Below are 11,489 nucleotides of genomic sequence, written 5' to 3' on the forward strand. Positions count from 1 at the left end.
TTTTGTAACGATAATTCAAAGAGGTATGAGTATCATATATATGTTATTAGCTGTGAGCGTTGTGGTAGCGCTACTATTTTTTGTTCTATTTATAGTTTCTGTAAAAGACGGGCAATATGATGATACGTACACGCCTAGTGTGCGCATGCTATTTGATGACGAAGTCGTTAAAACTAAAGAAGAAAACAACCAAATTAATTCAAAATAATTATGCAATTAGAACAATTCCATTACGATAATAAGATCGTTAAGAATTTCCTTTATGCTACCATACTTTGGGGTGTAGTAGGGATGACAGTCGGTTTATTACTGGCGTTTATGTTTCTTTTTCCTAACCTGACAGATGGCATCTCATGGCTTAGTTTTGGTAGATTAAGACCTCTCCATACTAATGCGGTAATATTTGCCTTTGTAGGTAATGCTATTTTTGCAGGTGTTTATTACTCTACACAACGTTTGCTTAAAGCACGTATGTGGAGTGACTTTTTATCAAAAGTTAACTTTTGGGGATGGCAATTAATTATAGTTGCTGCCGCGATTACCTTACCATTAGGTATGACCTCTTCAAAAGAATATGCAGAGCTTGAATGGCCTATCGATATTGCGATAGCATTAATTTGGGTAGCGTTTGGAGTTAATTTAATTGGGACATTAATAAAGAGAAGACAACGCCATTTATATGTAGCTATCTGGTTTTATATAGCAACCTTTGTTACAGTTGCTGTTCTACATATTTTTAATAGTATGGCCTTACCAGTTAATATGTTTAAGAGTTACTCTGCATACGCTGGTGTACAGGATGCGCTGGTACAATGGTGGTATGGTCACAATGCGGTAGCATTTTTCTTAACGACACCTTTCTTAGGATTGATGTATTATTTTGTTCCTAAAGCAGCAAATAGACCTGTTTATTCTTATAGGTTATCTATTATTCACTTCTGGTCATTAATATTTATATATATCTGGGCTGGTCCTCACCACTTGTTATACAGTGCTTTACCAGATTGGGCTCAAAATTTAGGTGTCGCATTTTCAATTATGTTATTAGCGCCTTCTTGGGGTGGAATGATCAATGGATTATTGACACTACGTGGTGCATGGGATAAAGTACGTACAAGTCCAGTTTTAAAGTTTATGGTAGTAGCTATAACTGGTTATGGTATGGCGACTTTTGAAGGTCCATTATTATCACTTAAAAATGTAAATGCAATTGCTCACTTTTCTGACTGGATTATTGCGCACGTTCACGTTGGTGCACTAGCATGGAATGGTTTTATGACATTTGGTATCATATATTATTTAGTTCCTATACTTTTCAAAACAAAGTTAGCTTCTACTAAATTGGCAAATTTCCACTTCTGGATAGGGACGTTAGGTATTATTCTATATGCACTACCTATGTATGTAGCAGGATTTGTTCAAGCATTTATGTGGAAACAGTTTAATCCAGATGGGACATTGGCTTATGGTAACTTCTTAGAAACTGTGAATGAAATTATGCCTATGTACTGGATGCGTGCTATAGGTGGAACTCTATATATCACTGGTATGCTTGTACTAGTGTATAATGTAATAATCACTATAAGACAAGGTAGCGCAGTGACTGATGAGCTTGTAGAGGCTGCTCCATTAACTCGAGTGTCTAAAAAGAGAACAGCAAGTGAAGGATGGCATACTTGGTTAGAAAGAAAACCATTAAAAATGACCTTGTATGCAACGGTAGCTATATTAATAGGTGGATTAGTGCAAATTGTACCATCGTTGATGGTAGATGATTACATCCCTGTAATTTCTAGTGTGAAACCTTATTCTCCATTAGAATTAGAAGGTAGAGATATCTATATACGAGAAGGTTGTGTTGGATGTCACTCGCAAATGATAAGACCTTTCCGTAGTGAGGTAGAACGATATGGAGAATATTCTAAAGCTGGAGAATATGTTTATGATCACCCATTCTTATTTGGTTCTAAAAGAACTGGACCGGATTTAATGAGGATTGGTGGTAAGTATAATGATAACTGGCATTTGAATCACTTCTATGATCCTCAAACAACCAGTTCAGGTTCTATAATGCCATCTTATAAATGGTTAATTGAAAACGAACATGATCGTAGCGAGACTCAAGATAAGATGGAAGTAATGGTAAGTCTAGGAGTTCCTTACTCACCAGCAGATATAGAAAACGCACCAGAAACCATGGCAGCTCAAGCTTTAAAAATTGAATTGAGCTTGATGAATGATCCTGATTTTGCAAAAATCTATAATGCTGATAAGAAGTATGCTCAAGAAAATGGAGAAGAATTCGTAGAAATGAGAGATAGAGAAGTGGTGTCTATTATCGCATATCTACAACGACTAGGGACTGATATAAAGGTTAAAAATGCAGATGATTTAAGTATTAACCTAAACGACTAAAACATGCTCAAATTTATTAAAGGAAACCTAGAAGCAATAGATGGCGTGTCCATTTATCCAATTATATCACTCATTATCTTTTTTACATTCTTCACTTTGCTATTTGTTTATGTGTTTACTGCAAAAAAAGATCATATCAACTCACTAAGCGAGATGCCGTTTAACGAACCAACTAAAAAACAAGAAGATGAATAAATCAGCACTTTTTAGAATAATCATTTTTATGATTCTAGCTTTAGTTCTATTTGAACTAGTAGCTGGTAAGGAAGGAACTTGGGCTGTACAAGAATATCCACTAATATGGTTAATCCTTGGAGTATTATTTCTTTGCGCTTACTTATTAGAGACTAGTGTGAAAACTCTTGAAAGAGTTCTTTACAACACCTTAAGTGATGAAGCGAAAGAGCGTTATGATGCAGCTACAATAGCACGCAAAGAACAAGAGTTTTCAGGTATTAAAAGTACTTATGCAAAAATGTTAGGTAGTAAGCCTATTGAAGATGAAGGTGAGATAGAATTAGATCATAATTATGATGGAATACGTGAGTTAGATAACAACTTACCGCCATGGTGGGTTTATTTATTCTATGCATCAATAGTTTTTGGGGTTGTATACCTTGCTAAATATCATGTATTTGATATCGCACCAGATCAAGCCGAAGAATACCTACAAGAGGTAGCTATAGCCGAAAAGGAAATAGAAGAATACAAAAAAACTGCAAAAAATTTAATAGACGTCAATACAGTAACCTTACTTACTGACGCATCAGATCTTAAAGCTGGTCAAGGTATTTTTCAAGACAATTGTATAGCATGTCACAAAGCCGATGGTGGTGGTGGTATAGGACCTAATCTTACAGACAGACACTGGATTCTAGGTGGTGGAATTAAAAATGTTTTTAATACCATAAGTGAAGGTGGACGTGATGGTAAAGGAATGGTGTCCTGGAAAGCAGATTTATCACCTAGCGAAATGGCGCAAGTAGCAAGTTATGTAATGTCATTTCAAGGAACCACACCTGCAGAGCCTAAAGAGGCAGAAGGTGAAATTTGGGAAGATCCAGATGCACCTAAAGACGTTGCACCAGCAGCACCAGAAACTCAAGTAGATTCTACAGCAGTAACTTTTAACGATTAAGTTTAAAGAACGATAAAATGGAGACACCAGAAAATGAAGTTTTTAGAGACAGTATCGGTACCATTAATGAAGATGGTAAGCGTAACTGGTTGTATCCTAAAAAACCAACAGGTAAATTTTATGACTACCGTAAATGGGTGAGTTATGGATTACTTGCATTTTTACTGGCCGCTCCGTTTATTAAAATAAATGGCAACCAGTTCATTATGATGAATGTACTGGAAAGGAGATTTAATATTTTCGGATTTCCATTCTGGCCACAAGACTTTCATCTATTTGTTATAATGATGATTATCGGCGTTGTGTTTGTCATTTTTTTTACAGTTGCATTTGGTAGAATATTTTGTGGCTGGATGTGTCCACAGACTATTTTTATGGAAATGGTCTTCCGTAGAATTGAGTATTGGATAGAAGGTGATCGAGGAAAACAAATCAGATTAGATAAACAAAAATGGGATGCCGAAAAAATACGTAAAAAAGGAACTAAATGGTTCATATTTGCAGTCATCTCTTTTATCATCGCAAACGTATTTCTTGCCTATTTGATAGGTAGCGACCAGCTGTTTAAATATATTAAAGATGGGCCACTGGCTCACTTAAGTACATTGTTATCATTAATCATTTTTACTGCAGTATTTTACTTTGTGTTTGCATGGTTTAGAGAACAAGTTTGTATAATCGCCTGTCCCTATGGTAGGTTGCAAGGTGTATTATTAGATGATAAATCTATTATTGTTGCATACGATCATAAAAGAGGTGAAAAAGAGGAAGGTCGTGCCTTATTTAAAAAGAATGAAGATCGTGCAGCAACAGGAAAAGGTGACTGTATAGATTGTGGGCAGTGCGTTCAGGTATGTCCTACAGGAATAGATATTAGAAATGGAACACAACTAGAGTGTGTTAACTGTACGGCATGTATTGACGCCTGTGATCAGATTATGCAAAAGGTAGACCTTCCTAAAGGTCTGATACGTTATGCAAGTGAAGATAATATTACTAAAGGTAATAAATTTGAATGGACACCTAGACTTAAAGGTTATGTCGCAGTTCTAGCTATTTTATTAGGTATATTTTCTGGTATGATGCTACTGCGTAATGATGTAGAAGCGCGAGTTTTAAGATTGCCTGGTTCATTATATGAGCATAAAGGAGAAGACGTGATTAGTAACGTGTACACCTATAAATTGGTGAATAAGACGATCGTTTCTATCGATGATATTCATTTTAAATTATTGTCCCATAAAGGAGATATTAATCTAGTTAAAAATCAAGGTTTTAGTATAGCAAAAGAAGGCCTTGCAGAAGGGACTTTATTTATAGAACTAAAAACAGGTGCTATTAAAGGTGATAAAGAACGTGTGGAGATAGGGATCTATAGTGGTGATGACTTGATAGAAACAACGACTACATCATTTTTAGGGCCTAGAAGTTATAAATAGAAAATTATTGAATTAGTAAACGCTTTCGCGAAAGCGTAATAACGATAAACATTACCATCATGAAATTAAATTGGGGAACCGGTATAGCGATTGCGATAACACTTTTTATAGGTTTTATAATGGTGATGGTTGTAACGATGCTTGCAGATAAAGGTTTTGACCACGATATGGTCACAACTGAATATTATAAAAAGGAATTACTATTTCAACAAGAAATTGATGCAGAACAAAACGCAAAGAATCTGGGTGAAATAAATGGTATGAAAACTACCACTGGATGGGCTATTGAGTTTCCAGAAAGCATTAAAGAAACTGAATTTAAAGGAACAGTGTCCCTATATAGACCGTCAGATAAGCAACTAGATTTTGACTTGCCTATTGTCTTATCTGGTAATTATTTGCTCATACCTGACAATCGCTTAATCGACGGTCGATGGGACATTCTTATAACGGGTACCTTAGATGGTAAACCGTTTAAATATAAAGAATCTATAATCTATTAATATGTTGTGGTCTGGTTTCATATTAGGTTTATTGGGCAGTTTCCATTGTATGGGAATGTGTGGTCCTATAGCCTTTCTGTTACCGGTAAATCATAAAAACCCAACTCAAAAAGCATTTCAAGTTAGTGTTTATCACGCTGGAAGATTATTTGCTTATGGCTTGATAGGTTTTTTATTAGGCTTGCTAGGTAAAAGTTTTGACCTTTTTGGGTGGCAACAGCAATTGAGCATTGCAGTGGGAATAGCGATGATAGTAATGGTAATAACTACCTATTTCATAGGTATGAATTTTACAGTTACTAAACCGTTATATAGACTGGTAGGTAAATTAAAAAGTGCGATGGGTAAGGAGCTGAAAAAGAAAACTTATGATGCTTTTTTTACTATGGGCTTTTTAAATGGTTTATTACCATGTGGATTGGTATATATGGCAGTGATAGGAGCAGTGGGATCTGGAAATGCAATGGAAGGTGCTGCTTATATGATGTTTTTTGGATTAGGTACGGTGCCATTAATGACGGCAGCCGTTTATTTAGGTAATGTGATATCTGTAAAAGTAAAGACATTTATGAGAAAAGCAGTTCCTGGGTTTGTTATCCTAATTGGATTACTTTTTATCGTGAGAGGTCTAGGTCTAGGTATCCCATATCTATCGCCTAAAAATATGAAGAATCAACAGTCTGCGCAGCAGTCTTGTCACACACCTATAGTTTTAAATACAAATCAAAAATAAAAGTTATGAATATGTTACCTCTAGTAGATTGGACCATGGGAGCAGTTTTAATAGGTGTGTTTGCACTGGTATGCGTCGCACTGGTCGCGATAGTTATGAATATGATGAAAACAGATAAAACAAAGGATGAAAGTACTAGGGCTGAATAAGTCCGTAGTGAGAATGTTTCAGGACGAGCTGTAAGGCCCGTCATGATTTATTTTGGTTAATTGGTTGAAAGAGGTATTCTGTATAGAGTACCTCTTTCTTTGTAATGAGCTTAAATATTTTAACAAGAAACTATCGACTTTAAAGCAAAAAAAAATCTCCTAGTTAAAGGAGATTTTTTGAGATCATTGAATTTATTTACCATATTAAATCGTCATAGAAAATAATTGTGTGTTCGGTTTTTTACGTTTTAACCTAAGATCAAAAGCCATACAAATATTGCGTACAAATGGTCTACCTTTTTCAGTAACGCTTATACTATTAGATTCTAGAATAAGTAATCCGTCTTCTTCCATCTCTTTAAGACTAATTAATATATCTGGAATCTCTTCAAAATATAATTCTCCATTCTTTTCCCATTGGGTTTCAAAATGACACATTAAATTCAGGATGTGTTTTCTGATGATTAAATCTTCATTGTTTAATAAATGTCCTCTATAAACTGGAATTTGATCTTGATCCAGTAACTTTTTATATTCTGTAATACTTTTTACATTTTGAGAAAATCCGTACCAGCTATCACTGATAGAAGAAACTCCTAGACCTATCATAGCTTGTGTACTACTAGAACTATATCCCATAAAATTGCGATGTAAGTTTTTTGTCTCCATAGCTATGTTCAACTCATCACTAGCCAGCGCAAAATGATCCATGCCTATCTCAATATATCCAGCGTCTTCCAGCATTTTTTTTCCGATCTCATATTGAGCTCTTTTTTCATCTGGACTAGGTAAGTTATCCTGACTAAAACCACGTTGCCCGTTACCTTTTATCCATGGCACAAATGCATAACTATAAAAGGCTATACGATCTGGTTTGAGTGCTATCGTTTGTTTAATAGTATGTATAACATGTTCTTTTTTTTGAAAAGGAAGGCCGTAAATTAAATCATGTCCGACAGAGGTGTAACCTATTTCTCTTGCGTTAAGTGTAGCGTTTAGAACATTCTCAAATGGTTGCACTCTGTGAATAGCCTTTTGGACCTCTAGGTTATAATCCTGAACTCCATAGCTTACGCGATTAAAACCTAATTCAAATAAAGTCTTTAAGTGTTCTTTTGTTGTGTTATTAGGGTGTCCTTCAAAACTAAGAGCCGCATTTTTTGCTTTATGAGCATTTTTAAAAATTCCATCAATGAGAATTTGTAAATTTTCTGGAGAGAAAAATGTCGGAGTTCCTCCACCTAGATGTAATTCACTGATGATAGGAGTTTCATCTAATAGTGCCAAGTATAATGACCACTCTTTAAGCACATTTGATATGTAAGGTAGCTCTACATTATGATTTACGGTTATTCTTTTATTACAGCCACAAAATGTACACATCGCTTCACAGAATGGTAAATGAATGTATAAGCTGATTCCTTCTTTTTGATTAGATTCTTTAATGCTTTTTATAACAGAACTTTCCCAATCTGATTTAGTAAAAGAATTCTCTTCCCAGTAAGGTACTGTAGGATAACTAGTGTAACGTGGTCCAGCCACATTGTATTTTTGAACGAGTGAAGACATACCTGATTTTTAATATACACACCTCTTAAATGAGTCCTATGTGTGCATCGTTTAAGGATTCAAAACTAGCGGTATACCTATTTTAAAAAAATGATAATTGTCAGCTCTTAAGTTGTTACAAAAGATTTTTGATGTTTTGAGATATACTGCTATTGATTTAATATTTTTACAACTATTCTTAAAACAGAATCATTGGAAGAGTACTATCTATATTTCAAGTCTTTACACCTTATTTTTATTGTAACATGGTTTGCAGGTCTCTTTTATATTCCTAGATTATTCGTTTATCAAATTGAGGCTCATCAAGAACAAGAACCAGCAAAATCAATCTTGTTAAAACAACTTCAATTAATGACTCGTAGATTATGGTATATCATATCATGGCCTAGTGCTGTTCTAGCCACTTTATTTGCAATTTGCTTGATTTATATCAACCCATCGATAATTGAAGCTCAATGGATGCAGGTTAAATTGGGATTTGTGATGTTACTTTTTATATATCACATAAAAACCCATTTTATCTTTAAAGAATTAGAGAACAATATAGTAAAATGGACATCAAACGGAATGAGATTGTATAATGAAGGTGCGACCCTTATCTTATTTGCAGTAATATTTTTAGTGATACTTAAAAGTGCTATTAATTGGATTTATGGAGTAGTTGGGATTTTCTTGCTAGCGGCTATTTTAATGATTCTATTTAAGATCTACAAAAGGTATAGAGAACTCTATGAATAAATATTGTTTTTTGAGTCGATTTTAAAACTTGATAAATACTTATATTAATTAAAAATGATTTGAGTTAAAGAGTTTTTAAAATGACCAATTTACTTCTTAAAAGGCTCAACCAACTGCTCGCCAAAACTATCCGGATAGTGTTCATCGCCATGAAATCCTAATTCTAGATGAGCATCGTGATAAGGAACATGAGCAGTGCCAAAAAGGTAATCCCAAATACTTAAGGATAATCCATAATTTACACCGTACTTATGGTCAGCAGGTAAATCTCTTGCATGATGCCATAAATGCATTTTAGGATTATTGATAATGTATTTTAAAGGACCATAATCCCAATTCAAATTTGCATGGTTTAAATGTCCGATAAAGACACTGAGCATATGGACTATAAAGAATTGTTCAATACCAAAGCCTAACATAGCTAATGGTATGTATTGAAGACTTTTATAAATAATAGTTTCCATAAAATGAAATCTAAATTGCGCCGCAAATCCCATCTCTTTAATACTATGGTGTACCTTGTGAAACTCCCATAACCTAGGCACGCGATGTAATAAACGATGGATGTTCCATTGTATAAAATCTGCAATAATAAACATGATAAGCAACTGGCTCCATACGGGAAGGCTACCCAATTCGATGGCAACTAGATTTTCAATTCCTATACTTTTAAGACCATCATTAAATGCTGCAACGGCAACATTTGAAATAGAGTTATAACCGACTAAAGAAAATAAAAAGAAATTGAAAAACAAATAAAATAGATCTAACCAAAAATCACGACGTAATACTTTCTGATCCTTGCGCCACGGCTTTATAATTTCTAAGGTAAATACTAATAATGAAAGTCCCACTAGCCAATAAAAATAGTTGGTCCATGATGGCGTGGTGATTTCTTTAACGAGATAATTCCAATAATCAGAAAAGGAATTAATAAATAGATCGATATAATCTTGCATGTATGTAATGTCGTTTTATAATGTATAAAATTACTACTTGTTGCACTTACTACAACGTTATCTCAATATTAGAAATCTATTCTAGTATAAAGTACTGTCTATCCTTTATTTTTGAGCAAGTAAAATTAAATTCATGAAAAACTCCATTCTCTTTCTATTTTTAATATTAGTAATTTATTCCTGTAAGACTGAGGTTGAAAGTAAAACCATACCACTAGAAAAAGAGCAGGCTCATTATGACTGGAGTGCAGCAAATGTCTATTTTCTACTGACAGATCGTTTTAAAAACGGTGATGTTTCAAACGATACCATTATAAACAGAAATAAAGAGACAGGTAAATTACGTGGATTTAAAGGTGGAGATTTTACCGGAATCATTGAAAAAATAGACGATGATTACTTTACAGATTTAGGAGTTAATGCCATTTGGTTAACACCTATCTGGGAACAAATTCACGATGGTGTTGATGAAGGAACTGGATATTCTTATGCCTTTCACGGCTATTGGGCAAAAGACTGGACTGCAGTAGAACCTAGTTATGGCACACAGGCAGAATTTGAATCATTAGTTCAAAAGGCGCATGATAAAAATATAAGGATTTTACTAGATGTCGTTATAAATCATACCGGACCTGAAACAGATATGGATTCTGTATGGCCAGCAGATTGGGTGCGTACAGGTCCTTCTTGTACCTATCAGGATCAAGAAACTGCTGTAAGTTGTACATTAACTGATAACCTACCAGATATAAGAACGGATAGTAAAGAAGAAGTAGAATTACCAGAACATTTGGTTCAAAAATGGAGACAAGAAGGCCGCCTTGAAGCAGAACTTAAAGAGTTAGATGACTTCTTTAATCGCACAGGGTTACCACGCACACCGGTTAACTATATTATTAAATGGGTTACTGATTATGCTCGTGAAACTGGTGTCGATGGATTTAGAATTGATACGGTGAAGCATGTAGAAGAAGAGGTTTGGAAAGTCTTTAATGAACAAGCCACTATAGCTTATGAAGATTGGAAGAAAGCCAATCCTGAAAAGAAAATACACGACGATGCATTCTTCATTCTAGGAGAGTTATACGGTTATGAGGCGAGTGGTGGTAGAAAATATTTTTTCAATGATAACCCAGTAGACTATTTTGATTATGGCTATGACGCGATGATTAATTTTGGTTTCAAGAGACATGCCATAGCGCCATATAAAGAGCTATTTAAAAGATATGATGGCTTTAGAGATAGCTTACTTCTAGAAAACCCTAAAGATCCTGCTTATTTTATGAATTATATCAGCAGTCATGATGATGGTCAACCATTTGATGCAGCTAGAGAACGTACATTTGAGAGCGCTACTAAGCTATTACTCTCACCAGGAATGACTCAAATCTATTATGGTGATGAGATAGCAAGACCTCTTATCATAGAAGGAACTCAAGGCGATGCCACATTAAGATCCGTTATGGACTGGGATTCTATCGATAAAGATCTATTGAGCCACTGGCAAAAATTAGGTAAGTACCGTAACAATCATTCTGCGGTAGGTGCAGGCAGCCATCATTCCCTAGAACATGATGGACCGGGAACCATTTTTGCTAGATGGTATAATAAAAACGGTTTTAAAGATCAAATAATCGCTGGAGCAGGATTAAAAGACGGTAGTTTAACTATAGATGTTACTCGTGTTTTTAAAGATCTTACTCAATTACGTAATGCTTATACGGGAACAATTTTAGATGTGATAGATGGAAAAGTTACCGTTCAAGTTAGTCATGGTATTTTTCTTTTAGAGAATGTTTAATTAGTAATTTATAATTACACTTTCGCGTAAGCGTAATTATTATAA

General features: G+C 34.6%; 12 protein-coding genes. 10 read left to right on the forward strand and 2 right to left on the reverse strand.

The annotated features are described in order from the left end of the window. Positions 1-25: 25 nt before the first annotated feature. Genes ccoS through R1T42_RS02285 form a run of 8 tightly spaced genes read left to right on the forward strand, consistent with a single transcriptional unit; the run spans position 26 to position 6,377 of the window. Positions 26-208 (forward strand): cbb3-type cytochrome oxidase assembly protein CcoS, encoded by a 183-nt coding sequence (gene ccoS, locus R1T42_RS02250; protein WP_036581079.1) that lies wholly within the window; start codon positions 26-28, stop codon positions 206-208. Between the two features lie 2 nt (positions 209-210). Beyond that, positions 211-2,415: a cytochrome-c oxidase, cbb3-type subunit I gene (gene ccoN, locus R1T42_RS02255; protein ID WP_317291132.1), complete on the forward strand. Its 2,205-nt coding sequence runs from the start codon at positions 211-213 to the stop codon at positions 2,413-2,415. Positions 2,416-2,418: 3 nt separating this feature from the next. Further along, positions 2,419-2,610 (forward strand): hypothetical protein, encoded by a 192-nt coding sequence (locus tag R1T42_RS02260; RefSeq protein ID WP_042287959.1) that lies wholly within the window; start codon positions 2,419-2,421, stop codon positions 2,608-2,610. Next, positions 2,603-3,553: a cbb3-type cytochrome c oxidase N-terminal domain-containing protein gene (locus R1T42_RS02265; protein ID WP_042291884.1), complete on the forward strand. Its 951-nt coding sequence runs from the start codon at positions 2,603-2,605 to the stop codon at positions 3,551-3,553. The genes R1T42_RS02260 and R1T42_RS02265 overlap by 8 nt, the downstream gene beginning before the upstream one ends. A 17-nt stretch (positions 3,554-3,570) precedes the next feature. Then, positions 3,571-4,992, forward strand: a complete 1,422-nt coding sequence (ccoG, locus tag R1T42_RS02270; RefSeq protein WP_317291133.1) for a cytochrome c oxidase accessory protein CcoG — start codon at positions 3,571-3,573, stop codon at positions 4,990-4,992. 59 nt (positions 4,993-5,051) lie between these two features. Next, positions 5,052-5,495, forward strand: coding sequence for a FixH family protein (locus R1T42_RS02275; RefSeq protein ID WP_317291134.1), 444 nt, complete (start codon positions 5,052-5,054; stop codon positions 5,493-5,495). 1 nt (position 5,496) lies between these two features. After that, the gene (locus tag R1T42_RS02280) at positions 5,497-6,228 is read left to right on the forward strand and encodes a sulfite exporter TauE/SafE family protein (RefSeq protein WP_317291135.1); all 732 of its coding nucleotides are present in this window, start codon (positions 5,497-5,499) and stop codon (positions 6,226-6,228) included. A gap of 5 nt (positions 6,229-6,233) precedes the next feature. Then, positions 6,234-6,377, forward strand: a complete 144-nt coding sequence (locus R1T42_RS02285; protein WP_170062954.1) for a hypothetical protein — start codon at positions 6,234-6,236, stop codon at positions 6,375-6,377. 204 nt (positions 6,378-6,581) lie between these two features. Here R1T42_RS02285 and hemN read toward each other — a convergent pair whose 3' ends face one another. After that, on the reverse strand, positions 6,582-7,946 hold the full coding sequence (hemN, locus tag R1T42_RS02290; RefSeq protein ID WP_317291136.1) for an oxygen-independent coproporphyrinogen III oxidase: 1,365 nt from the start codon (positions 7,944-7,946) through the stop codon (positions 6,582-6,584). A gap of 192 nt (positions 7,947-8,138) precedes the next feature. Between hemN and R1T42_RS02295 the strand changes: the two genes are divergently transcribed. Next, complete coding sequence (locus R1T42_RS02295) at positions 8,139-8,684, forward strand: CopD family protein (RefSeq protein WP_317291137.1); 546 nt, start codon at positions 8,139-8,141, stop codon at positions 8,682-8,684. Between the two features lie 89 nt (positions 8,685-8,773). On the opposite strand, the gene R1T42_RS02300 is transcribed toward R1T42_RS02295, so the two are convergent. Further along, positions 8,774-9,643, reverse strand: a complete 870-nt coding sequence (locus R1T42_RS02300; RefSeq protein WP_317291138.1) for a sterol desaturase family protein — start codon at positions 9,641-9,643, stop codon at positions 8,774-8,776. 133 nt (positions 9,644-9,776) lie between these two features. Between R1T42_RS02300 and R1T42_RS02305 the strand changes: the two genes are divergently transcribed. Continuing rightward, on the forward strand, positions 9,777-11,444 hold the full coding sequence (locus R1T42_RS02305; protein WP_317291139.1) for an alpha-amylase family glycosyl hydrolase: 1,668 nt from the start codon (positions 9,777-9,779) through the stop codon (positions 11,442-11,444). Positions 11,445-11,489 lie beyond the last annotated feature (45 nt).

Source organism: Nonlabens ulvanivorans (assembly GCF_032922765.1).
Lineage (GTDB): Bacteria > Bacteroidota > Bacteroidia > Flavobacteriales > Flavobacteriaceae > Nonlabens > Nonlabens ulvanivorans.

Bases quoted from the DNA above. Each gene is read 5' to 3' on its own strand.
- ccoS (WP_036581079.1), top strand. From the start codon at position 26: ATGAGTATCATATATATGTTATTAGCTGTGAGCGTTGTGGTAGCGCTA.
- ccoN (WP_317291132.1), top strand. From the start codon at position 211: ATGCAATTAGAACAATTCCATTACGATAATAAGATCGTTAAGAATTTC.
- R1T42_RS02260 (WP_042287959.1), top strand. From the start codon at position 2,419: ATGCTCAAATTTATTAAAGGAAACCTAGAAGCAATAGATGGCGTGTCC.
- R1T42_RS02265 (WP_042291884.1), top strand. From the start codon at position 2,603: ATGAATAAATCAGCACTTTTTAGAATAATCATTTTTATGATTCTAGCT.
- ccoG (WP_317291133.1), top strand. From the start codon at position 3,571: ATGGAGACACCAGAAAATGAAGTTTTTAGAGACAGTATCGGTACCATT.
- R1T42_RS02275 (WP_317291134.1), top strand. From the start codon at position 5,052: ATGAAATTAAATTGGGGAACCGGTATAGCGATTGCGATAACACTTTTT.
- R1T42_RS02280 (WP_317291135.1), top strand. From the start codon at position 5,497: ATGTTGTGGTCTGGTTTCATATTAGGTTTATTGGGCAGTTTCCATTGT.
- R1T42_RS02285 (WP_170062954.1), top strand. From the start codon at position 6,234: ATGAATATGTTACCTCTAGTAGATTGGACCATGGGAGCAGTTTTAATA.
- hemN (WP_317291136.1), bottom strand. From the start codon at position 7,946: ATGTCTTCACTCGTTCAAAAATACAATGTGGCTGGACCACGTTACACT.
- R1T42_RS02300 (WP_317291138.1), bottom strand. From the start codon at position 9,643: ATGCAAGATTATATCGATCTATTTATTAATTCCTTTTCTGATTATTGG.
- R1T42_RS02305 (WP_317291139.1), top strand. From the start codon at position 9,777: ATGAAAAACTCCATTCTCTTTCTATTTTTAATATTAGTAATTTATTCC.